The sequence below is a fragment of the Vibrio sp. J2-3(2022) genome, assembly GCF_021725735.1.
GTDB lineage: Bacteria > Pseudomonadota > Gammaproteobacteria > Enterobacterales > Vibrionaceae > Vibrio > Vibrio diabolicus.
This window is the reverse complement of record NZ_JAKKCK010000006.1, coordinates 192207-214567: the sequence shown is the minus strand read 5'-3', so window position 1 is coordinate 214567 and position 22361 is coordinate 192207. Positions and strand designations below refer to the sequence as shown.

The 22361-nt window shown below is 44.5% G+C and carries 20 protein-coding genes and 2 tRNA genes; 12 read left to right on the top strand and 10 right to left on the bottom strand.

Translation table 11 applies throughout. From position 1 onward, the window contains the following. Positions 1–110: 110 nt before the first annotated feature. Both flgM and flgN read left to right on the top strand, forming a co-directional pair. A complete protein-coding gene (gene flgM, locus L3V27_RS20175) occupies positions 111–425 on the top strand; it encodes a flagellar biosynthesis anti-sigma factor FlgM (protein ID WP_005382018.1) in 315 nt (104 codons plus the stop codon). A gap of 27 nt (positions 426–452) precedes the next feature. Next, positions 453–878, top strand: a complete 426-nt coding sequence (flgN, locus tag L3V27_RS20170; protein WP_012842057.1) for a flagellar export chaperone FlgN — start codon at positions 453–455, stop codon at positions 876–878. A gap of 112 nt (positions 879–990) precedes the next feature. Here flgN and flgP read toward each other — a convergent pair whose 3' ends face one another. Together flgP and L3V27_RS20160 are read right to left on the bottom strand one after the other, a co-directional pair. After that, the gene (flgP, locus tag L3V27_RS20165; RefSeq protein WP_031854523.1) at positions 991–1422 is read right to left on the bottom strand and encodes a flagellar assembly lipoprotein FlgP; all 432 of its coding nucleotides are present in this window, start codon (positions 1420–1422) and stop codon (positions 991–993) included. Positions 1423–1431: 9 nt separating this feature from the next. Then, positions 1432–2070, bottom strand: coding sequence for a FlgO family outer membrane protein (locus tag L3V27_RS20160; protein WP_005382013.1), 639 nt, complete (start codon positions 2068–2070; stop codon positions 1432–1434). Positions 2071–2239: 169 nt separating this feature from the next. Here L3V27_RS20160 and L3V27_RS20155 point away from each other — a divergent pair, with 169 nt between their 5' ends. The 3 genes from L3V27_RS20155 to L3V27_RS20145 all read left to right on the top strand — a co-directional run bounded on the left by L3V27_RS20155 (position 2240) and on the right by L3V27_RS20145 (position 4411). Next, complete coding sequence (locus tag L3V27_RS20155; protein ID WP_124008603.1) at positions 2240–3373, top strand: flagellar assembly protein FlgT; 1134 nt, start codon at positions 2240–2242, stop codon at positions 3371–3373. A 177-nt stretch (positions 3374–3550) separates the two neighbouring features. Continuing rightward, a tRNA-Arg gene (locus tag L3V27_RS20150) sits at positions 3551–3627 on the top strand. A gap of 277 nt (positions 3628–3904) precedes the next feature. Beyond that, entirely contained in the window at positions 3905–4411 is a 507-nt protein-coding gene (locus tag L3V27_RS20145; RefSeq protein ID WP_031780328.1) for a hypothetical protein, read from the top strand. A gap of 113 nt (positions 4412–4524) precedes the next feature. On the opposite strand, the gene L3V27_RS20140 is transcribed toward L3V27_RS20145, so the two are convergent. The 4 genes from L3V27_RS20140 to chiP all read right to left on the bottom strand — a co-directional run bounded on the left by L3V27_RS20140 (position 4525) and on the right by chiP (position 9574). Beyond that, positions 4525–5487, bottom strand: coding sequence for an OmpA family protein (locus L3V27_RS20140; RefSeq protein WP_006743033.1), 963 nt, complete (start codon positions 5485–5487; stop codon positions 4525–4527). A 640-nt stretch (positions 5488–6127) separates the two neighbouring features. Beyond that, positions 6128–7555 (bottom strand): glutamate--tRNA ligase, encoded by a 1428-nt coding sequence (gene gltX / locus L3V27_RS20135; RefSeq protein WP_005393148.1) that lies wholly within the window; start codon positions 7553–7555, stop codon positions 6128–6130. Between the two features lie 178 nt (positions 7556–7733). Beyond that, on the bottom strand, positions 7734–8327 hold the full coding sequence (locus L3V27_RS20130) for a DUF2057 domain-containing protein (RefSeq protein WP_012842058.1): 594 nt from the start codon (positions 8325–8327) through the stop codon (positions 7734–7736). Positions 8328–8452: 125 nt separating this feature from the next. After that, positions 8453–9574, bottom strand: a complete 1122-nt coding sequence (chiP, locus tag L3V27_RS20125) for a chitoporin (RefSeq protein WP_006743034.1) — start codon at positions 9572–9574, stop codon at positions 8453–8455. Between the two features lie 479 nt (positions 9575–10053). On the opposite strand from chiP, the gene L3V27_RS20120 reads away from it, so the two are divergent. Together L3V27_RS20120 and L3V27_RS20115 are read left to right on the top strand one after the other, a co-directional pair. Then, entirely contained in the window at positions 10054–12783 is a 2730-nt protein-coding gene (locus L3V27_RS20120; protein ID WP_237312608.1) for a heavy metal translocating P-type ATPase, read from the top strand. A gap of 21 nt (positions 12784–12804) precedes the next feature. Beyond that, complete coding sequence (locus L3V27_RS20115; protein WP_012842060.1) at positions 12805–13254, top strand: DUF411 domain-containing protein; 450 nt, start codon at positions 12805–12807, stop codon at positions 13252–13254. 55 nt (positions 13255–13309) lie between these two features. On the opposite strand, the gene L3V27_RS20110 is transcribed toward L3V27_RS20115, so the two are convergent. Next, entirely contained in the window at positions 13310–14002 is a 693-nt protein-coding gene (locus L3V27_RS20110; protein WP_005382004.1) for an oligogalacturonate-specific porin KdgM family protein, read from the bottom strand. A gap of 438 nt (positions 14003–14440) precedes the next feature. After that, positions 14441–17092, bottom strand: a complete 2652-nt coding sequence (locus L3V27_RS20105) for a beta-N-acetylhexosaminidase (RefSeq protein WP_237312607.1) — start codon at positions 17090–17092, stop codon at positions 14441–14443. Positions 17093–17587: 495 nt separating this feature from the next. Between L3V27_RS20105 and L3V27_RS20100 the strand changes: the two genes are divergently transcribed. Further along, the gene (locus L3V27_RS20100) at positions 17588–18460 is read left to right on the top strand and encodes a TraB/GumN family protein (RefSeq protein WP_237312606.1); all 873 of its coding nucleotides are present in this window, start codon (positions 17588–17590) and stop codon (positions 18458–18460) included. A gap of 127 nt (positions 18461–18587) precedes the next feature. After that, entirely contained in the window at positions 18588–19010 is a 423-nt protein-coding gene (locus L3V27_RS20095; protein WP_237312605.1) for a hypothetical protein, read from the top strand. Between the two features lie 303 nt (positions 19011–19313). Here L3V27_RS20095 and L3V27_RS20090 read toward each other — a convergent pair. After that, positions 19314–19390, bottom strand: a tRNA-Pro gene (locus L3V27_RS20090). A gap of 260 nt (positions 19391–19650) precedes the next feature. On the opposite strand from L3V27_RS20090, the gene L3V27_RS20085 reads away from it, so the two are divergent. The 3 genes from L3V27_RS20085 to rluF all read left to right on the top strand — a co-directional run bounded on the left by L3V27_RS20085 (position 19651) and on the right by rluF (position 21758). After that, a complete protein-coding gene (locus L3V27_RS20085; RefSeq protein ID WP_005382236.1) occupies positions 19651–19791 on the top strand; it encodes a DUF3149 domain-containing protein in 141 nt (46 codons plus the stop codon). Between the two features lie 132 nt (positions 19792–19923). Further along, positions 19924–20505, top strand: a complete 582-nt coding sequence (gene smrA, locus L3V27_RS20080; protein ID WP_005393162.1) for a DNA endonuclease SmrA — start codon at positions 19924–19926, stop codon at positions 20503–20505. Positions 20506–20600: 95 nt separating this feature from the next. Continuing rightward, positions 20601–21758, top strand: a complete 1158-nt coding sequence (gene rluF / locus L3V27_RS20075; protein ID WP_237312604.1) for a 23S rRNA pseudouridine(2604) synthase RluF — start codon at positions 20601–20603, stop codon at positions 21756–21758. Positions 21759–21826: 68 nt separating this feature from the next. On the opposite strand, the gene ybaK is transcribed toward rluF, so the two are convergent. Beyond that, complete coding sequence (gene ybaK / locus L3V27_RS20070; protein WP_237312603.1) at positions 21827–22300, bottom strand: Cys-tRNA(Pro) deacylase; 474 nt, start codon at positions 22298–22300, stop codon at positions 21827–21829. Positions 22301–22361: the final 61 nt, after the last annotated feature.

The following is a 22361-nucleotide window of genomic DNA, read 5'->3' as shown; positions in this document are numbered from 1 at the left end:
CTGGTAGCGTGTTTAAACTGATCAATAAAAATGCAAAAAATGACTAAAGTTATTTTTGCACTGGTCGATAGTCTGGATACCAGTATTACGATACAAGGCAAAGGTTAAACATGGCAGGTATAGATAATATACGTTCAGGGCAAATGATGACGACGACAAGTCGTGCACCTGCGCGTAACGATTCCAATGCTACCAGCACGACTGAATCGAAAAAAGCACCCGCACAACAAGACGCTGTATCACTCAGCCAGCAAAGCAAAGCCGTTAGCAAACTCCAAAAAGATATGGCAGCTTCTCCGGCCTATGACAGCGCCAAAGTGGCGGCAATCAAAGAAGCAATCACAAACGGTTCATACAAAGTCGATCCTGAAAAATTGGCCGACAACATGATTAAGTTTGAAAACGAATTGCAAGGCAAAAGCTAACTGACTTAGGCCGAAGGTAAGTATTTTATGGCAGCATTAGTCGATCTCGTCAATTTCCAACTAGAAAATGCTAAGGCACTTTCTGCTGTTTTGCGTCAAGAAACACAAGCGATAACTGCGCGTGTCTCTACCGAGATTGAGAATATTGCCAAACAGAAGATGACACTCATTGATCAGCTTAGAACGACTGATCAGCGAATCGCCTCTCACCCGCACGTCAATCAACTTACTGAAGATGAGCACCTAAGTCAGGTTGTTGCTCAAATCCAATCGATCGTCCTCGACTGTCAACAAGTCAACAAAGTAAATGGTGAATCGCTTAGTCGCGCACAGCTGAGTTTCAATAAACTCAATAACATGCTTCAGCGAACTCATGGCAAAGTGGGCATGACCTACAATGCCGGTGGCAAAACCCATACTATTTCGACACTTGGCACCAATATAAAAGCCTAAACGTCACTCCTGCCCCACCATCTCTAGAATGTAGATATAAAAAAGCGACTCATTGTTGCCAATCAGCCGCGGGAAAGATTATCTGGTCTTCTGAAGTAATGCGCTCAGTGCATTAGAACAAGGTTTGTTGACGCTTCTCAGGCACCTGTTGAACTTCTCCGTAATCACGCAACTTATCCATCTTACGAATATCAAGACGCAGCTCTGTCACGTAACTGTCTTCAACAAGATAACTACGCACAACTTCTGCACCGCGAATCACACCATCGACCGCACCAGTGGTACTTTCAATACCCAAACGCTGGTCTTGCAGTTCGGCACGTCCACTAACACGCATGCCATACACTTGTTCTGCTAGCTCACGATAAGCATCAATTTTTGATGCGCGCATCGCTCGTACACGCTTCTCTTCTACTGTGCGGCCAGTTTGCTCACTGACACTCGCATAACCCACTGCCACTAAGATTTCATCTTGACGCATCTGTTGTAGTGGCTGACACCCCACTAATATCAGTGTGGCAATAATAAATAAGAACTTCTTCATGCTTCTATCCTATGGACGCAGAATCACAGTGTACGGCTGACGAATGGTTGGGTCTGAGCGAATCAACACGCCATCTTGCGTACGGATACTGTTTAACGTATCTAAGTCACGACCAATACGGTCAGCCGGAAGGAAACCCTGCGCCGTTGCTACAACCACACGGCTCTGCATACCGACCACACGTGCATTGACCAGCACCCCGCCCTCTTGGCGCAGCATCGTGCCAGTCAGTACATACTGAATTTGTTGCTCTTGCGCCAGATCTTGCCAATCACGGCTTAAAGCAAAATCGCCCTGCTGCGTCACTTGGATAGAGCCCGTAGTTTTGAAATCAACCACTTTAAACCCTCGGCGCTGGAACTGATGGATAAAACCTTCCGAAACCGAGTTACCTAACCAGTTTGTTGCATCCATATTTTGTAGGTCAACAAACGAGGTAATTGCAATCGGTGTCCGCGCAGATACCGCCACATTAGAAACCATCAGGTCTTCGGTCATGCTTTCAATGAAAAAGTCCATCGTATGACGTGGACTATCCATCAGCATGAACTGGCTTCCCGAGTACGGTTCTTTACCATTGTAAATCGGTGAGTACGCGCACGATGTCAGAAGCGTCATCATCGATGCGGCGACAAGCCACTTTTTCATGGTTTGATTCTCCAGATAATCTTAGGTGATACCGTTCTTGATTAATTCCTTTCTAAGAAAGTGAATATTGGAACAGTCTTTGCTTTTCTTTGTTTGCCTAACGAAGAAAAATCCACCAAACTTCACTGAAATTGTTAAAGCAATATTTATACCCGAACGGTTGTAATCAATGAAAAAAATATTAAACAGTCTGTTTTCAATCACTTTAGTGATGCTTGTGCCTTTTAAAGTAATGGCATCTTGGTATGAAGTAACAGGCGTTGCCACTATCGTTTCTTCAGAAGAAACGGCAAGGCTCCATGCGTTGGAAGACGCGCTGTTCAAAGCCGTCAATTTTTCGGGCGCAGATATTGGCAGTATTAGCAATTTGATGCCGCTGTTAGAGGAAAGCCGTAACGAGTACCAGTTTACCAACCATGAAGTCCGTTACATTTTGGTCGAGTCTGAGCGTAAACGTCGAGGTAAAGTCGAGGTAAAAATTCGCGTCGATATTTATCCATCGGCAACGGGTTGCCACACCGACCAATACAAAAAGACGATCCTTGTCGGCAATATTGAGGTTGCCTCACCACAACAAGCGGTGATGGGACAGATTTACCAAGTGGGTGACGATTTTAGCCGCGTGGTGAATCGCCAGCTGGATCAAACCTCTCGCAGCTTTGTATCTGTGGGTACAACGGACTATTCAATTAGCAGTAACTATCCCGCTCGTACTCAAATGATCGCGCAAGATAACGGCGCACAATACATCATTGGGGGAGTCATTACCGATCTCACTGCGACGGTCGAATCTCAACTACTGCAAGATGACATCATCAATCGTCAGTTTGCGTTAGAGATGAAAGTATTTGATGGTAAAACTGGCCATGAAGTCTTCAACAAAGCCTACCGTGAAGTGGCGCGTTGGCCATTTGCCAAAACGAGCCAAGTGGATACTCGCAGTGCGCGCTTTTGGGCGTCGACCTATGGCGAGATGATGCTACGCGTTAGTCGCAATATAATGCTGGATCTAGAGTCAGAGCTGTCTTGCAAAATTACGCTGCCAGAGGTCGTTGCTGTCTTCGGCAATACCGTAACGATAGATCTCGGCCGTATGCATGGCGTAAAAGAGGGAGACAAATTGCAGCTTTGGCACACCGCATCATTTATCGACCAAAACGGACTACCAAGAAATAAAGTATCGCAAAGTGAAATTACATTGACGGTATCTCGTATATACGAACACGAAGCCGAGCTGACGATTGATCAGCCAAATTTAGCCTCTAGTGTTCAAATTGGCGACGTAATGAACAAGATCCTATAAAAGCAAACATTAAGTCTTGAGATATGCTCACTTTTGAATATCATAGGCAGCGCATCTTATTTGATTATACCAATGACCGTAGTAAGTCGTTCAAAGTGATACTGATAAAGACCTAAACAAAGTTGCTAGGTTTGCATTCAGTAAAACGGTTCAATGAACTGCAACTATTGGTATTACGCCCCCATGGCACAGCTGGATAGCGCAGTCCCCTCCTAAGGGACAGGTCGTAGGTTCGAATCCTACTGGGGGCGCCATATCATAGCCTTAGCTCCCACTTGAGCTAAGGCTTTTTTGTATCCACTATTTCGAGCTTCACAGAGCGTTTCCAAGTAACGTGTGAAACAATTTCCTCAGTAATCAATATTATTGCCTCGCTCCTTTACTCGACGAGATAAAACCTTTTACTGATCCGATCTCTTCCCCTTGAAATCATTTCAACAAGCCCTATTTACAGTTTTGTATTTTATTACTTTAATTATCTATGAGTTTTGCTTACCCTTTTAGCTATTAATAAAATTATTAGTTAGCACTATGTCTAAGAGCAATTTAATAACTAACACTGGACACCGCTTTATTTCTAAAGGCAAGACTGCCTTTAAGATTCATATCCATACCCCCGAGGACACGGTACTGCACCGCTCGGTTGGGTTTGTTCGTATTGGAGAAAAGAAAGGCTTACAAAAAGCCATTAAGCTGAGAAACGAATTAGGCCGGCAAATGTGGGGCAAATTTTGGCGACGTCTTTTGAAGGATCCTTACCTCATGACCAGACTCCCACACAGCGTTGAGCCAAAAATTGTTCACAAGCCTAACCCCACTCTTGAAAACCCAGATAACCGAGATACGTGTTACATCGCTAAGTGGCGAGAGTTCAATGATGACGGTGACTACAAATACAAAACGGTGGTTCGCTCTATTAGTAAATACGGCAAGCTTGCCGCCTACATGCAAACCAAAAAAGCGTTGTTAGAAGCACATAAAGACAACTTGGAAATCCTAACATTCATGGGGCGCTTAAACAGCATTGACCTCAAGTGATGTTTACCGTTTTTAGCTTTTCAGTCCGTTTCAAATAGAAATAAAAAAGCCCCAAAGAGCGAACTCTTTGGGGCTTTCAGCTTTAGTCTTCTATACTACGGTCGGATAGAAGCTTATTGCTGAACTTGGTATTCAAATTCTGGAACAACGATTTCTACGCGACGGTTTTGCTGACGACCTTCACGAGTGTCGTTTGAAGCAATTGGGTTGTTTTCACCTTCGCCACGCGCTTGAATACGTGATGAATCAATGCCTTTTTCAACAAGTGCGTTAGCTACAGATTCAGCGCGTTTCTCAGAAACTTTTAGGTTGTAAGCTGCTGGGCCAGAAGTATCTGTGTAACCTACAACTTCAACGTTCGCTTGTGGGTGCTCGTTTAGGAAAGCAACTAGGTTATCAAGTTTTGCAGCGCTCTCTGGTTTTAGAGTTGTGCTGTTTAGATCGAAGCTACCAGTGCCGATTGTTTGAGTTTCGAATGTTTTCGTTACAACTACTGGCTCTTCTACCACTTCTTCTACAACCACTTCTTCAACAACAACTGGCTCTTCTACGATTACTGGCTCATCGTTGCCGCCGAATTTGAAAGAAACACCCAGTGTTGCTGTGTTACCTGTCGCACGAGTTACATCGTTGCTGATATCAGTCAGAGTTTGGTATTCCGCACGAGCAGTTACGTTTTGGCTTAGGTTGAACTCAAGGCCAGCTGCGCCTAGGTAAGAGTAATCATCTTTGCCATCAAACATTACGTAAGCGCCACCCACTTTACCGTAAAGTGCGATGTCTTCAGTGATTGGTAGGCTGAATTTAGGTGCAAGAGTGATTGCTTCTACATGGCCACCGAAAGAAGTTTGGTTAAAATCACCGATGTTGTCGAAACCTGCTTCTACTGCGAAGTATTTATTCATTTCGTAACCAACAAAAGCGCCAAGAGTAGAGTCGTCTTTGTCACAAGCCTGGCCCGCTACACACGCGTCTTCCATCCATGACTTACCCATCTTACCACCAACGTATACTTCTGCTTGTGCTGCTGAAGCCATAAGTAGAGACGCTGAAATTACCGCTGCTAATTTTTTCATTATTGATTCCTCTAAAGAAGTTCTTTTGTTAGATGCCGAAATGCGCCGTCTGACTGACGTTGTATTTCAATTCTTTTTATTCATTCCTTGAGTGAGATACTTAGTCAGCTTCTTTTTATGCACATGCATTTTTTTTATGGAAGCTACTTACGTACATTTCCTGTTCAGTGATACATATCGCCATCTCGGTATCACTGACGGGGTGAACTATAACGCTAAGAAATCGCGAGAAAAATCCCAACTCTGTCAATTTATTGTCATCAAAAATCTCAACAACATGTGATCTTAAGCAAAAAAATCCCCACACAATCACGACGCAAACGTTTGCTTTATTTTCTGGAACACTACAACTTAAGCAAAGTTTTTTCTTAAAAATGAGACAACAAAAATGGAACTTTAAGGAAGGTGGATAAAAATCAATCAGATATTTGATATATAATCGCTCGTTTTTTATTCATGCCAACGATGTTTGGATTAAAAAATCTTATCCATACCTAGGTGAATTACGGTCCTAAATACCACATCCTTCACCGACATATGAGAAGATTTCTCATTATCTAGGATTCAGATACAAAAAAGCCGCGGGTGTTTACCGCGGCTTTGTGACTATTTATTCAAAAGAACGTTTAGTTCAAAGCAATTATGCGTTTGCTTCACGCTCAGCAATGAACTCAAGCGCCATCTTAATACGAGCAACACAACGCTCTTTGCCAACCAGTTCCATTACTGCATCTACAGAAGGAGACTGACCGCCGCCTGTTACAGCAACACGTAATGGCATACCGATTTTGCCCATGCCGATTTCTAGCTCTTCACAGACTGCAGCGATAACGCCATCTTTGATGTTTGCTGTTGTCCACTCGGTCAGTGCTTCAGCTTTCGCTAGAGCAAGCTCTAGAGGCTCTTTAGCCACACCGCGTAAGTGTTTCTTCGCTGCGCCCGCTTCAAACTCAGAGAAATCTTCGTAGAAGTAACGGATTTGCTCAGCTAGCTCAACTAGCGTGTTGCAACGCTCACCCACTAGCTTGATCACGTCAGTGATAGCAGGACCATTCGTTACGTCTAGTTTTTGTTGATCTAGGTGCCATTGTAGGTGCTCTGCAACGTACGCAGGATCTGAATTTTTGATGTAATGGTTGTTCAACCATTGCAGTTTGTCCGTGTTGAAGGCAGACGCTGACTTAGATACTGCGTTTAGGCTGAATAGGTTGATCATCTCTTCTTGAGAGAAGATTTCTTGGTCGCCATGAGACCAACCTAGACGCACTAGGTAGTTGTTTAGTGCTGCAGGCAAGTAACCCATATCGCGGTATTGCATGACTGATACTGCACCATGACGCTTAGACAGTTTCGCACCGTCATCACCCAAGATCATTGCACAGTGCGCAAACGTTGGTACTGGCGCACCTAGTGCTTCGTAGATGTTGATTTGACGAGGCGTATTGTTGATGTGGTCTTCACCACGAACAACGTGAGTGATACCCATGTCCCAGTCATCCACTACTACACAGAAGTTGTAAGTAGGTGAACCGTCAGTACGACGAATGATTAGGTCATCCATTTGATCGTTGCGGATTTCAATGCGACCACGGATTTGATCATCAAATACTACGCTGCCTTCTTTCGGGTTACGGAAACGGATAACACATGGATCGCCATCTTTTGCCGCTTCGTTTGCTGCTTTGATTTTTGGATGGTTAGCATCGTAGCGAGGCATTTCTTTATTTGCTTCTTGCTCTGCACGGATTTCATCTAGCAGCTCTTTAGACGCGTAACATTTGTAAGCTTTGCCTTCTGCCAGCAGCTTATCAACCATTTCGTTGTAACGATCAAAACGTTGAGTTTGGTAGTAAGGACCTTCATCCCACTCCAAGCCTAGCCATTCCATGCCTTCAAGAATTGCATCAACCGCTTCCTGAGAGTTACGCTCAAGGTCTGTATCTTCGATACGTAGAACGAATTCACCACCTTGGTTTTTAGCGTATAGCCAAGAGTAAAGTGCAGTACGCGCACCACCAACGTGTAGATAGCCAGTTGGGCTAGGAGCAAAACGAGTTTTAACCGTCATTTGAGTTCCTTAGGGGTAATGAGCAACGAGAGATCTCTCGTTGTAATGTCAAGGATAAAAGTGGCGACATTTTACCACCGTAAGTCAATTCTACAATCGGTTTGACACCAGAAATACAAACAGGGCAGCACCAATAAAGGTACTGCCCTCCTATTTACTGTTAAAGTGCAGAACGAAATTACTTCAGGTTACGCATCGCCCATTGCATAAATTCTTGCTGCTCTTCACGGCTTAACTCATTAAACGATGCTTTGATTGTTTTGGTTTCCGCCGGAGAAGACGCAATGCTTGCCTTGGTCGATTCTTTGTTCATTGCATTGTTATAGTCAGCCACTTCTCGCTCGTAATCACGAAAACCTTGCAAACCACCTTTACGAAGTTGAACCATAGAGAATGCCACTTCTTTTCCGTGTTTGTCTTTCAATACCACTTTTGGATCGAGTTCGAAAGCTTTCGCTTCTTCGATGGTACGGAACGCTTTGTAAGTCAGCGATAGCTCGGCGTCTTTTTCTGCTTCAAACTCTAATACCAGTGGCTGCGAATCGAACTTACGGCGCTTGCCATCTTCAAAGACAATTTGTCCAACCGTCACCGCCAACTGATTTTCCCCGTCCTTCAGCTCGATGCTGTTATTTTTGGAAATCCACTCAGGGTACACGAACTCACCGTTGAGAACGCGAGGAACCAGTTCAGCTTGCAGAGTCAGTTGAGCAGCAAAAGCAGGCGCAGAAAGCATTGCGCAAAGTCCGAGAAGTGTCGTTGTTTTTTTCATCGTGGTTTCTCACTTTATACCAATTTAGATAAGCCTCTGAAACTTACAGGCCAGTCATTCCAAAGGCTTATTTGAATCAGTATCAAGACAAAAAGGGCGTTTCCGCCCTTTTAGCTGCTTCTTTATTAGAAGTAGTATTCAACACCCACAGAGAACTCATCGTAGTCTGCAGATTTCCAACGCGCTTCTGTTGGTTTATCCAGTTGATATGCACCGTCGCCAAAGTCTAGAGTACGAGCACGTACGTAAAGCACTGCCGATGGGTCTACGAAGTACATAACTTGTGCAGATAGTACATCGTCTGCTGTATCGTTAATTGTCTTACCATCACGTTCTAGATCGAAGTTCGCTGCGTAAGCCAGTTTGTATTGCCAATCACCTGTGGTGTACATGATAGCGGCAGACATTGCGTCTTGCTTCTCACTCACGCCGTTGCTTGCGTCAGCTTCCATGTATTTGTATTGCGCGAAGAAAGAAATACCGTTATCAAACCAGCCTTGAGCACCCACCAAGTATGTGTTGTTTTCCCACGTTTGGCCTTCCATCTTAATGTTACGGTTACCCTCGTATGCTGCATCTAACTGAATTGGACCAATTTTGTAGTGCGCTGCGATACCACCCCAGTAGTCATCACCTTCACCCAGACCCGCTTTGTCACCTGCACCAGCCGCAATATCTAGAGAGAATTTGTCCGCATACATTGGCGAGTCCCAACGAATGGTGTTTGATTGACGGTCTTGATACTTAGCACCACCGATTGCACCACCCCAGTCGTAAACATCACCGAGACCTGGGTTAGATGCAGGCCAGTCAACCAATTCGTACATCGGTGTTAATACTCGACCTAAACGAACTTGACCCCAAGATGCACTTTCAAAACCGACGAATGTGTCACGTTCACCAAGACCTGCACCCTCGCCGCCAAAGCTAGGGTCAACGTAACCACCTTCGATTTGCCAAATAAAAGTAGGACCGAAGTTAGCAAATTGTTTTTTACCACGGAAACCGATGCGAGATTCGTTGTTTAGCTGCATGCCACCTAGATCATCGTCCGTTGCTTTGTTGCCAGAATCGTAATCGCGGTACGCGGCCTGCATCGCGATGATCCCGTAAACTTCATAAGAGAATGAATCTTTGGTTAGGAACTCTTTTGCTGCGTCACTGTTTGCACCATCAGCAAATGCAGCACCACTGAACATCATGCCTGTGATTGCCGTAGCAAGTAGGCTTTTCTTTAGGTAAGACATTTTTAACCCCTATATTTTTTAGTTTTTTCCATTTTCAAATTCGCTAACTAGGACATGGCAGGAACTTGAAACAATGTTTGGACGGGGCAAATATGACAAACTTTTTTCGCACTAAAAAACTTTCCCTACAGCAATCTGAGCGACTTCAAAATGAGAAGATCAAAAATAATATAATCAATTAAAAATCAAAAACTTAAATTTAAATATAAAAAATCAAAAACGTTAAAAGCACTTTTTGACACTGAACTGACATTGAGAGCATCTCAAAAGCGTGAGCGACTTCATTCATCTTTTAGGTGTTTTAACGGAACTTTATATTCAGAGAGAAAAAACCTTGAGATCACTCGCAAGTAAAATGGCAGTGAACTTTTGTGATTCAAGCGATTTTGACGAAATTGTTGAGAGCAAAAAATGGGTATTGACCTTACCCTTGCAGGAAGGTTTAAGCTCAATGTATCACTATTATTGAGGTGCAGATTATGTATCAGTTTGTTATACCTTTATCAGGGCTCAACTGCATGGGCTGTGCAAGAAAAGTTGAGAAGGCTTTACATGCGAATCACGATGTAGAGATCCTCACTTTGTCCCCAACGCAAGTCGAGGTCAAAACCGAGTCCTCGCTTAAAGAGCTTGTCTCATCAATTGAATCTCTTGGTTACCAAGCAGGAAATCAGTACGAGTTAAACCTTTCAGGCTTAAGCTGTGGCGGCTGCGTGAAAAAACTCTCGTCTTTATTAGACTCTCATCAAGACGTTATTTCTTTCGAGGCTTCAACAACGCACTTAGAGATTCGTACCCTACTCTCCGAGCAACAAGTCATTGAGCTAGTTGCCAGCTTGGGCTATACGGCCAACAATAGCGCTGTTACTGATAACTCAGTTGCTGAAGAGCACAAGGCAATCACTCCCGATCAACGCCAAAGCCAGACATATCAAAGCGAAAAAGGCGACCAAGCAGCGCCTGACGAGCAACCAGCAGGCACGGCTCAGCTACAGATGTTGATTCAAGGTATGACCTGTGCAAGCTGTGTCGCATCAGTAGAAAAAGCCCTGACTAATGTACAAGGGGTTGAAAAAGCTCAGGTAAACCTCGCAGAACAAAGTGCACTGGTGTTTGTGACTGAAGACTCAGATTCGTTACATCAATCTATTTTGCAATCTGTCAAACAAGCGGGTTACCAAGGCGAGGTTTTACAAGACGCCGCGACACAGCAAGAAAAGCAAGCGCAGCAACAACGTCAACAGCAAAAACGCTTTAAGTTGGATGCAATTGCCGGCCTTGTTGTGGGTGCCCCTTTGATGATTTGGGGTGTTGCTGGTGGCAACATGATGATTCGCAACACCAATGACCAATTGGTTTGGGGCGCGATCGGTATTGTGTGTTTGCTGCTGCTTGCCACTGCCGGAAAACTGTTCTTTAGTAACGCTTGGTTAGCGGCCACTCACAAGCGCGCCACGATGGATACCTTAGTTGCGCTCGGTACTGGCGCAGCGTGGTTCTATTCTATGCTTGTGGTAATTTTCCCAGATTGGTTCCCAATGGCATCTCGTCATGTTTACTTCGAAGCCAGCGCGATGATCATTGGTTTGATTTCACTAGGCCACTATATAGAAGCCAAAGCGAAAGCAAACACAACGCGCTCGCTTCAGGCTTTGGTGAACTTACAGCCTCAACAAGCGACCGTCATCACTGAGCAAGGTGATAAACAAATCGCGGTAGAAGAAATCACTTTAGGAATGAAGTTACGTATCAAGCCGGGAGAGAAAGTGCCCGTCGACGGTACGGTAATCAATGGTGAATCGTATATCGATGAGTCCATGCTCACTGGTGAACCAGTACCAGTGTTAAAAGCGCAAGAGGCTCAAGTGTCTGCCGGGACATTAAATACCGATGGTGGATTAGTCATTGAGGCAACGGGCATTGGCGCAAATACCATGCTGGCACGTATTATTCGTATGGTGCGCAGCGCTCAGAGCAGTAAGCCTGCCATCGCGAAATTGGCAGACCAGATTTCATCAGTGTTTGTCCCTGTCGTTGTAGGCATAGCAATACTGGCCGCGCTTGTTTGGTTTGCCGTTGGCCCAGAGCCAAAAGCGAGCTATATGCTGGTGGTCACCACTACCGTACTTATCATCGCCTGCCCTTGTGCTCTAGGCTTAGCAACCCCACTTTCTGTCACGGTGGGAGTGGGTAAAGCCGCAGAACTCGGCATTTTGATCAAAGATGCTGATGCCCTACAGCTAGCGAGTAAAATAGATACGGTTGTGTTCGATAAAACAGGCACGCTTACCCAAGGTAAACCGAGTGTGCAGCAAGTGTTTACTCAGACCACCAGCCAAGAAGAGCTGTTGGGGTTAGCGTACGCCGCCGAGCGTCAGTCAGAGCACCCACTAGCAAAAGCGGTATGCGATTTTGCTAATCAGCACGACACACAAGAAGTGACTCTCGATAAATTTGAAAACGTTCGTGGACGCGGCATTTTGGCAACGTATCAAGGTAAACCGCTGCTTATTGGCTCGCTTCAATTTATGCAAGCGGAAAACGTTGCAACAGAGGCTCTTCAGGATGAAATTGACGAATGTGCTCAGAACGCATGGACTCCGGTTGCCGTTGCGCTCGATGGTAAGTTAGTCGGCCTGATCGCCATTGCTGACCCAATCAAATCGGATGCAAAACAAGCGCTCTCTGCATTAAAATCGCAAGGCATCAAAACGGTAATGCTGACGGGTGACAACCAACACGTAGCCAACGCTATCGGTCAAGAACTTGGTATTGATGAAGTAATCGCTCAAGTAATGCCAGATGAGAAAGCTCAGCACATTGAGCAACTTCAATCCCAAGGCCATGTCGTGGCAATGGTGGGGGATGGCATTAACGACGCCCCTGCTCTCGCGTTAGCCAACCTTGGTATTGCCATGGGTAGCGGCAGTGATGTCGCCATTGAAAGTTCGCAAATGACCATCCTTAACACGTCACCAATGGCGGTGGTACATGCGATTGAACTGTCGCGCGCTACACTTAAAAACATGAAGCAAAACCTATTTGGAGCCTTCGTTTATAACTCACTGGGGATCCCTGTTGCCGCAGGCGTACTTTATCCTGCATTTGGATTTTTGCTCAGCCCAGTTGTCGCAGGTGCGGCAATGGCGCTGTCATCTATTACTGTCGTTAGTAATGCAAATCGACTACGACTTTTTTCAGTAAAATAACCACTTATATTTGAGGCTATTATGAAGTTGAAATTATTGACCTTTGCAATGCTTGCGACCGCATCCGCCAACGTATTGGCAGCTGATGTCATTAACCACAAATCGCCATACTGCGGCTGCTGTGGTGAATGGACAAAACACATGGAAGAGAACGGATTTACGGTCGAAGAGAAATTGCACGATGACATGAACGCCATAAAACGCGATCTAGGCATCAAGAACGAACAGCTTTACTCTTGCCACACAGCAGAAATCAACGGCTATGTGTTCGAAGGTCACATTCCAGCCGAAGACATTAAAGCATTCTTAGAAAATCCACCACGTAACGCAAAAGGGCTCTCGGTACCGGGCATGCCAATGGGTTCCCCTGGTATGGAGTATGGCGATAAAAAAGACAGCTACACTGTTTACGCCTTTAACGAAAAAGGCCAAGTGTTCGAATATAGCCACCACGAAGGCAACGACAAATAACAAGAAAGCCCAGCAAATCAATTGCTGGGCTTTTTCTTAATGGACAAATATAAGATTAGAAGCCGTAAGAGGCACCAAATACAAACGCATTGTTAACTAGGCTATCACCACTTGCGTTTTCTGCACCGTGTGCTTGGCTACGGAACTCAAAGTAAGGCTGAACACCTTTACGTGTCCACGTTGCGCGAAGCTCGTGGTCCATCGTTTCCGCTTCAATCATGTAGACGTTGTTGTAGCTTAGCGTCACATCTTCATTCATCACGTAACCAATACGGTTATCCATACGGTAATCTGTATCCGCATCTGCGTCTGTCGCATCAATATGCGCACGAGTACGGTTACTTAGCGAGATACCGTTATCGAAGTTGTAACCGATCTTAACCAATGGACGGTACTGTACGTTCTCGCCAGCAGAGAACAAGTGTTGGTAACCCGCTGCAACCCATAAATGATCGGTAATGTTAAATGACTGCTCACCACCCACAGTGATTGCTGGTGTTGTGTTACCCGCGCCACCGTTTTCTGTTTCCAGTTTACCCAGCTGAATACCATCAAACTCGGTGTAAACCGTAAAGCCACCAAATTGGTTATCAAAAGTATGACCAGCTTCCAGTGTAGACGTAACGTCCGAACCATGGATTCGACCATCATCGTGGAATTGAACGTTACCTGTTACGTAAGAAGAACCAGCAAAAGCGCTAGAAGCGAAAGCGAGAGAAAGAGCACTCAGTGCAAAAATGTTTTTCATAATTACTGCCTTTATTTATTCACGTTATGCGACGGTTTTAAAGGGCTTCTCTTCCCTTTTATCGCAAACTTTGGAATGTGCCTCCTTGGCGATCGCAATATTGTTCCAATTAATTCGCGATGGAAAATAAAACATTTTAAAAAGTGATCTTGTTCAAACCGACGCTCAACAACCCTGATAAAAGTATGGTAAATACAGGCACTTACCGTATTTTTCTATAATGATTCAAAAAATAGAAGTGTGATCATAAACAGGTAATTTATTGACATTTAGCAAATTAAGTCGATCCAGTTCACAATAACCCTAACCATTACAAGCTAAAACTTATTTATCAATAAAAAATAATCAGACATTGGTCACACTTAATTTCCCATAAAAATAAAGAAACCCTCAACATGACATTGAGGGTTTGCTTAAATTTAGCTGAGAAGATTAAGGTTATTTCACACTAGTTACGCGGCTTGATCTTTCCCCTGTCGCCGATACAGAGCGGATAAACACTTCACCAGTTACACTTGGACGAGCATTGTCTGCGTAAGTCAGCCAGTTTTGACCGTCTAACGAGTATTGCAGTTCAACGCCAGGGAACTGAACGTTCATAGCTAGCTTGCCGTTTTCTACTTTCGCACCAGGAATTGGAAGGCGGTAGTCGATACCAGATTTTTCTAGCTTAGCCAGTTCACGTTGGCCAAGTACGTTCGCAAAGCGGTTGTAGTCTTGGTTTAGCGATGCTTTATCAACTAGGTTAGAGTTTTGCGAGTACTCAACACCGACTTTGTAGTCATTCTCCCAATCTGCACGGTGCCATGCACGCTCTGCGGCTGCGAGTACGCGAGGAAATACCATGTACTCGTATTGCTCGTCGTTACGTACTGTCTCAGACCAAAGTTGTGCTGATAGACCGTAGAAAGGTTTCGCTTCGATTTCACCTTTACCAGTAAAGCCGTTGCCATCGCGGTCTACAGAGGTTTCTGCGTTCTGAGGCATGTTCTCTGGTGCAAAACCAAACATCTTACGAGTGTCTGTTGCACGTGTTGCCCAGTAGTAACCACGCTCTTTCGGATCAACTTCGTATGGCATGTCCATGTACACATAGTCAGGGTTAGAAACGATCACGTCGTAACCTTTCTTAGACCATTCGTACACTGATGATGTACCACCCCAGTAAAGAACGTCCCAGAAGTTAACACGCGTATTTTCTGTTGCGAATGCTTTCTCACTCTCGCTGTATTTCAAACCATCTTGCCATGCTTGGAAGTTTGGAATGCCTTTCTCAGCAACTAATTTTGATACTTCTTGTGCAAAATGACTCGGTAGGTGAGCAAAATCGCTCACTGTGCCGTCTGCGATTAACGCCTGACACTGTGGAGATTGCGCAAATGGCTTGTCTTGTTTCGACAGATCAATCGTGCCCTTCCAGCTAACTTTGTCTTGCGCGTTAACGTCTTGGAAACCAGCGCCAAGCTTAATGTTCTTCGCTTCATCACCACCAAAGTGCCATGTCGTTAGCGGTGCCCCAGCTTCAGCGTGCATTGCTGCCACTTCTGAAATCACTTTATCTACAAAGCGAGTGGAAGATTCCATACACGGGTTGATAAAACTTTGCTTATCGTAGAACTGAACCGTAGTGACATTAGAAGCATCTTGAGGATCCATCAGGCGGTATTCATTCGCTTCAGCTTCCTTACCTTCTTCCATCAGGCGGTCGTAACGTGCTTCCATTGATACTACCGCTGCACGCGCGTGTGCTGGCATATCGATTTCGGGAATGACTTCAATGTTACGCGCTTTCGCGTATTTCAAGATTTCCACGTAGTCTGTTTTACTGAAGTAGCCAGAGCCAAAGTTGTCTGTCGTTGGACCGGAACCAAGCTGAGGCAGTACGCAGCTTTTCTCTTGTGTATCGAAACAACGATTAGCGCCAACCTCTGTTAACTCAGGTAGGCCTGGGATTTCTAAACGCCAGCCTTCATCATCGGTTAGGTGAAGGTGAAGTTTGTTCATCTTGTACGCTGCCATTTGGTCTAGCGTTGCGAAAATGGCGTCTTTAGAGTGGAAGTTACGAGCCACATCCACCATCACACCACGGTAATCAAAGCGCGGTGCATCTTGGATAGACAGTTGTGGTAGAGAATCAGCATTTTGGCTATCTACCAGGCCAAAGATAGATTGTACTGCGTAGAAAGCACCTGCTTGGTCAAACGCTTTAATCGCAATACCATCGCCTTTGATGCTCATCTCGTAAGCACCAGATTTTGCCAGTTCACCGGTGAAGTCTGCAGGAACAACAGTGATGCTTACAGGAAGATCACCACGAACGTCCACACCTACCACTTCTGCACGATCTTGAATTGCTGCGAATTGAGTCGCATCGAATGCGTCTTTAGGCAGCGCAATACCTGCCGCGATATCTACTGTACCTTTGCCTGCTTCAACAGACATTGGCGTTGGTAGTAACGTGGTTGATACATCTTGTTTTACTAGGTCTTCGTTCTTCTCGAAGCGAGACACAGCGTTTGCAAATACGTTGTTGTCATCTGGCGTACGTTTTAGGTTGTTACCCTCAAGGCCAGTCACGAAAGACGCAACGTCTTCTGTGTTAAGAGAAGCGATCATCTTAGGTTCTGCGTTTGGTGCAGCCACGAAAGCGCCTGGCATAAAGTCGGTTTCAAATAACTGCCAGTATTCGCCAATTAGTGGAAGTACCACTTCTTCGCCCGCCGCAAAGCCATCAAACTTATCTGTTGGTTCCAGTTTGTGTAGGTCGCCCGTTACACGAGATATTTTGAACTGATCATTATCTACATCCAAAATCAGACGAATGCTGTGGAAGTAGATAGCCCAATCTTTTGAGTTAACCGCTTCACCTTGGTTAACTAGCGTCATGTTCACCTTGTTACAAGAAGCCCACTCAGCCCCTAAATCCTGACAAGCAAGACCTTCGTTTGCACCGTGGTTAGTCAACACTTGGTATTGAATATCAAGGTTATTAGCCAGTGAATTTACAGCTTGTTGCTCAGAGCTTTGCAGAGCAGAGCAACCTGCTAATGTGGTGATAACAGAAACAGCAATCAGACTAGGTTTAAACATCTTACTTCCCCAAAAAAGTCAGTGGTTCAAAACGACAATGATAAAAATCGCGGCTCCTCAAATGCGAGGGGCCTAACAGTTGCAATCAACATACAACCAGTTATTTCTAAGCGTAAAATAAATAGAAATAGGAAGTGATCTAGTTCAAAAAATGATACTCAGCAAAAACCATAAAAACTTAACTTTCATGAAGTTACAAGCTACGTCAAAATCGAACAACTTGTTTTGACGAGTTTGCTGCGATCTAGGTCACTCATATTCATGAGTTACGACTGATTTTGTAAGATTTGGATCACGCCTAATTATTTTGTGAACCATTAGTAAGCGAATTACCTATTTATCTTTCGTGAAGTGACTCTCATTTATTCGTCGTCAAAACTCGTCAATATTTTTAGAAATGACGATTTTGTCGAATATCCCCACTAGAGAAATTGCACTTAACCTCAAGCATTTTTGCGTATAAAGTTTAAAGGTATCTTACTTGAGGACCATTCTATGTTTCGTCTCTTGACACTCATATCATCCCTACTTGTTGCCTTTGCTCCCTTTTCTTCTTATGCAGAGCCGCAACATTGGTTAGCAAAAAAAGGGGAAACCGAGCTGATGATCATTGGCTCTGTGCATGTGGGCGATAAAACGATGTACCCACTCCCTAAAACTATTACTCAGCACTTAAGCCAAAGCGCTGGGTTGATTATCGAAGCAGATGTCAGAAACTCTGAAGGCTTGGTTTACCCACAAACAACCATTCTTTCTAAAGATGTTTTAGGCAAGGCTCAACGTCGCCACTTAGTCGAGATAGCACAAGATTTAGGGTTACCAGAAACTCAACTTTTGAATTCTCCACCATGGACGACTGCATTAACCATCCAACTCGCTTTAGTCAACAAACTGGGGTATGTCTCTGATAAAGGGGTCGACATGCACTTAATAGGACTCGCTGATAAAAAACAAATCCCGGTCATTCCACTGGAGTCCGTGCAATTCCAAATCGATTTAATAGCAGGTCAATCAGAAGGCGGTAAAGAGATGCTCCTCTCGTCAATTGAAGAATATGACGGTGGGGAAGAATTGGTTCAGTGTTTGATAGAAAGCTGGAAGAGCGGTGATGGTAGTATGTTGGTCGAGGCATCATTAACCGATCAAGCAACAGAAGATTTTAATCAGGCTTTCTTATATGAGCGCAATCGAGATTGGGCGAAAAAACTTGATACTGGCAGTGTCCTACCTCAACGTTCGGGTCGCTATACCGTTGTTGTCGGCAGTTTGCATTTAGTTGGTAAAGATAATCTGATTGAGCTGCTTAAAAAAAGGGGCTTTGACATAAAACCACTCGGTAAAACCCGCCAAGCTAGGTGCCATATTTAGAAACTTATCTGAAGACAGCCGGCCTCATCAATGATGAATAGCCAAGCATCACGCTAACACGATCACTGACAATGGTTTACTCCTCTGCTAAAACGACTCTAACCTATGCGGATACATAATAACTCATATGAAATTTAAAGCTTTATTCCTATGCGTGAGCAGCATGATGCTCACTTCATCGCTTGCTTATGCTAAACCGTCATGTAACGTAGAAAATTTTCAAGCTATTGATATAACCCCGGAAGCAAAAGGCGGGCTATTAGATAAAGAGAGTGGCCAGTTTCTTATTACCGAAAAACCAATGATGCGTTGTGCGAACATCACTTTTTCCACTAACCATACCCGAAATCGCGTCGCACATATGATGAATCAAGGCTTTGAAGCTGTTTACTTTGATGGAAGCTCGAGCAAATCTCACTCTGTCACGTTTGATGAAGACGAACTAAAAGCAGGTTACGTCAAAGTTGGTCCAAACCATCCAAAGACCGCTTATGTTTGCTTCACAACTTCTGAAACCCCTATCAGCACTATCTCGTGTGACATCAAGTAATAAATTTACTCGCTCTAAAAAATGAAAAGGCCCTACATCTATGTAGAGCCTTCCTCTCAATACGTGTCGGTGAAGTGCCATATTCTAACGTCAGGTGAACCCATTTGGCTCGATACTATTGAAGTCTAAAATTACTAGCGCTAAAAACGACGAAAGCCTGCTCATTGAGCAGGCTTTCTAAAAGTGGTCGGTGAAGTAGGGATTCGATTGGACTGGCATTCCAGACCCCGACCCTCTGGCTCCAAATAAATATCACCAAATACGAAAAAGGCTCTACATTTCTGTAGAGCCTTTTTCTCAATATGGTCGGTGAAGAGGGATTCGAACCCCCGACCCTCTGGTCCCAAACCAGATGCGCTACCAAACTGCGCTATTCACCGAGATGTTTAACTGAGGACTTGTCCCCGTCAACGAATGCGTATATTACGGATTCTGGACTGTGACGCAAGTGCTTTTTACAAAAAAACCTTAGGTCTTAATTCGTTTGATGAATAACTGAACACTAGCACGTAAAATGTGACTGATAACTCACAACAAAATACAGTTTATTAACCTTAGCAACATAATTGATCCAGATCAGTGTGCAACAAGGCACTGCCATTTAGTTTTATGCCTGTCGGGAACATCTTGGAGGAAACGTATGGACTTTTGGCTTGATCTCCTATTTGGTAATGCAGTGGGTCTATCGTCAATGATAGTAATCTTTGGGGCAATTGGTCTGATGTTATTTTACGGCGGTTTCTTCATATACAAGATCATGAACGACAAATCTCCTCACTAGATCTCGCTTAGCTCTAGAAACGCTTTGCACCGGAGTCGGTTACTTGCCTACTCCGGTTTTTTATTTGATCTCAATGCACCACTCATTGATATAATCCTATTATTCCTCCCTGTTCTTAATGAGATTACTACTATGTCTCACGATGACGATTTTGATCTGTTCCAACAGATGATGGGCGATGTAAAGCCGATCACTCAAGACACCGCCGAACACAAAAAAGTACACCAAGTAACCGAAGCACAGCTCGCCAAGAGAGAAGCAGCAATCTGGCTAACAGAAGATGACCCAGAATACCTGTCACTTGATCACGCAGAAATGCTGAAACCAGAGGACTTTGTTGAGTTTAAACGTGATGGCGTACAAGACGGGGTTTACCGCAAGCTTCGTCTTGGCAAATATCCAATCCAAGCACGCCTAGATCTGCATCGTAAAACATTGAAAGAAGCTCGTGATGAAGTCGTAAAGTTTTTAAAACAGTGCCTATCAATGGACATACGAACGGTCGTTATTGTCCACGGCCGAGGAGAACGCTCAAATCCACCAGCACTAATGAAAAGCTTTGTTAGCAGCTGGCTACAACAAATCAGGGAAGTACAGTGCGTGCATAGTGCGCAACGCTTTCACGGTGGAACCGGAGCCGTTTACGTTCTACTGAGAAAAAGTGCGGAAAAGAAATTAGAAACTCGCGAACGTCACCAAAAACGGTTGGGCTAAATTTCACCCTAATGCTAGAATGCCCGCCCTTATTCTTCCTTCCCTTTCACGGGAAGGAAACTTCATTCGCCGTTGTGAAACGTTAGGAGACAAAAATGTCACAAGACAACGCTAAACGATTAAATAAATTCATTAGTGAAACTGGCTTTTGTTCACGCCGTGAGGCAGACAGACTGATTGAACAAGGTCGTGTCACCATTAATGGAAACAAGCCTGAAATGGGAACAAAAGTACTACCTGGTGATGATGTTTGTGTGGATGGTAAGCCAGTTGCAGCAAAAGAGAAGCCGATTTATATCGCTCTCAATAAACCAACAGGCATCACCTGTACAACAGAACGAGATGTACCCGGGAACATCGTTGATTTTATCGGTCACAAAAAACGTATCTTTCCGATCGGCCGCTTGGATAAACCCTCTGATGGTCTTATTTTTTTGACCAACGATGGTGATATCGTCAACAAAATCCTCCGTGCCGGCAACAGCCACGAAAAAGAGTACGTTGTGCGCGTGGACAAACCGATTACAGGTGAGTTTCTCAAACAGATGTCGAGCGGCGTTAAAATTCTCGATACCGTCACTCTACCTTGTAAGGTAACGAAAGAGACTAAGTTCTCTTTCCGTATAGTGCTCACTCAAGGACTTAACCGCCAAATCCGTCGTATGTGTGAAGCACTAGGTTACGAAGTCTTTAAGCTTCGTCGTGTTCGAATCATGAATATCTCTCTTGACGGTATTCCGAACGGAAAATGGCGTTACTTAACTGACGATGAAGTCGCTGAGATTCTTGCTATGTGCGATGGTTCGGTGGGTACAGAAGAGGCATCTCTTGTTGACTCAAAAGGCCGCAATATTCGTAAAGCGACCGACGCGAAGTTATATGACAGCCGTGAAGAAAACCAAGACTCGGTATCTCGACGAAATCAAAAGCCACGTACCTACCGCGGAAATAACGCAGACGATTTTCGTCATGCTCCAAATTCGAAAAAAGGTCAACAAAAGCGCCGTCAGCGTGAAGACGAAGGCGGACGTCCAGCTAAAGAACATTACAAAGCGAAACCACAAGGTGAACGTAGCAGACCGCAAGGCGAGCATGGAAAATCACACCGTAAACCAGATGCATCGAGCAATACGCACTCAGCAAACAAGCCTCAATCACCGAGTAAGCCTAAGCAGCATTACATGAACCCAAATGCCGCGAAGCCAAGCAAACCAGCTAAACGCACCGGTGGTACATTGAGTCTGAAGAAGTAAGTAACGCTTCTCTGACAGGCAAGATCAAAAAAGGACGCTCATGAGCGTCCTTTTTATTTGTCATGAGTTTACAAACAAAGAGGTGCAAACTGACCACGAGTTAATCCAAGCAAATCTTTCGGGGCGAGTTCAATCTCTAAGCCTCTCTTCCCTGCGCTTACACAGATTGTGTCTTGCTCTGCTGCGCTTTCGTGCAAAAAAGTAGGTAAGGCTTTCTTCTGCCCCAGTGGGCTAATCCCACCAACAACATAACCTGTGATCTTTTGCGCGATTTCCGGATCAGCCATATCGGCCTTTTTGCCCTTCGCTGCTTTCGCTGCCAGTTTTAGGTTCAGCTTTTGATCAACAGGGATAATCGCAACCGCAAGGTTCTTTGGCTCGCCGTTCAAGCAGAACAGCAAGGTTTTAAATACTGTTTTCGGATCCTGCCCCAGTACTTCAGCAGCCTCCAAGCCATAACTATCGGCTCTAGGGTCGTGCTCATACTGATGAATCGTGTGTGGAATTTTTTTCTTTTTCGCAAGATTAATGGCCGGAGTCATCAAGATTCTCCTCATAAAAACAAAAAGCGCAGATTGAATTGGATCTGCGCTTTTAGTTAAT

What these genes read in the sequence shown, in the direction of transcription:
- flgM (WP_005382018.1), top strand. Translation starts at nt 111, where the DNA reads ATGGCAGGTATAGATAATATACGTTCAGGGCAAATGATGACGACGACA.
- flgN (WP_012842057.1), top strand. Translation starts at nt 453, where the DNA reads ATGGCAGCATTAGTCGATCTCGTCAATTTCCAACTAGAAAATGCTAAG.
- flgP (WP_031854523.1), bottom strand. Translation starts at nt 1,422, where the DNA reads ATGAAGAAGTTCTTATTTATTATTGCCACACTGATATTAGTGGGGTGT.
- L3V27_RS20160 (WP_005382013.1), bottom strand. Translation starts at nt 2,070, where the DNA reads ATGAAAAAGTGGCTTGTCGCCGCATCGATGATGACGCTTCTGACATCG.
- L3V27_RS20155 (WP_124008603.1), top strand. Translation starts at nt 2,240, where the DNA reads ATGAAAAAAATATTAAACAGTCTGTTTTCAATCACTTTAGTGATGCTT.
- L3V27_RS20145 (WP_031780328.1), top strand. Translation starts at nt 3,905, where the DNA reads ATGTCTAAGAGCAATTTAATAACTAACACTGGACACCGCTTTATTTCT.
- L3V27_RS20140 (WP_006743033.1), bottom strand. Translation starts at nt 5,487, where the DNA reads ATGAAAAAATTAGCAGCGGTAATTTCAGCGTCTCTACTTATGGCTTCA.
- gltX (WP_005393148.1), bottom strand. Translation starts at nt 7,555, where the DNA reads ATGACGGTTAAAACTCGTTTTGCTCCTAGCCCAACTGGCTATCTACAC.
- L3V27_RS20130 (WP_012842058.1), bottom strand. Translation starts at nt 8,327, where the DNA reads ATGAAAAAAACAACGACACTTCTCGGACTTTGCGCAATGCTTTCTGCG.
- chiP (WP_006743034.1), bottom strand. Translation starts at nt 9,574, where the DNA reads ATGTCTTACCTAAAGAAAAGCCTACTTGCTACGGCAATCACAGGCATG.
- L3V27_RS20120 (WP_237312608.1), top strand. Translation starts at nt 10,054, where the DNA reads ATGTATCAGTTTGTTATACCTTTATCAGGGCTCAACTGCATGGGCTGT.
- L3V27_RS20115 (WP_012842060.1), top strand. Translation starts at nt 12,805, where the DNA reads ATGAAGTTGAAATTATTGACCTTTGCAATGCTTGCGACCGCATCCGCC.
- L3V27_RS20110 (WP_005382004.1), bottom strand. Translation starts at nt 14,002, where the DNA reads ATGAAAAACATTTTTGCACTGAGTGCTCTTTCTCTCGCTTTCGCTTCT.
- L3V27_RS20105 (WP_237312607.1), bottom strand. Translation starts at nt 17,092, where the DNA reads ATGTTTAAACCTAGTCTGATTGCTGTTTCTGTTATCACCACATTAGCA.
- L3V27_RS20100 (WP_237312606.1), top strand. Translation starts at nt 17,588, where the DNA reads ATGTTTCGTCTCTTGACACTCATATCATCCCTACTTGTTGCCTTTGCT.
- L3V27_RS20095 (WP_237312605.1), top strand. Translation starts at nt 18,588, where the DNA reads ATGAAATTTAAAGCTTTATTCCTATGCGTGAGCAGCATGATGCTCACT.
- L3V27_RS20085 (WP_005382236.1), top strand. Translation starts at nt 19,651, where the DNA reads ATGGACTTTTGGCTTGATCTCCTATTTGGTAATGCAGTGGGTCTATCG.
- smrA (WP_005393162.1), top strand. Translation starts at nt 19,924, where the DNA reads ATGTCTCACGATGACGATTTTGATCTGTTCCAACAGATGATGGGCGAT.
- rluF (WP_237312604.1), top strand. Translation starts at nt 20,601, where the DNA reads ATGTCACAAGACAACGCTAAACGATTAAATAAATTCATTAGTGAAACT.
- ybaK (WP_237312603.1), bottom strand. Translation starts at nt 22,300, where the DNA reads ATGACTCCGGCCATTAATCTTGCGAAAAAGAAAAAAATTCCACACACG.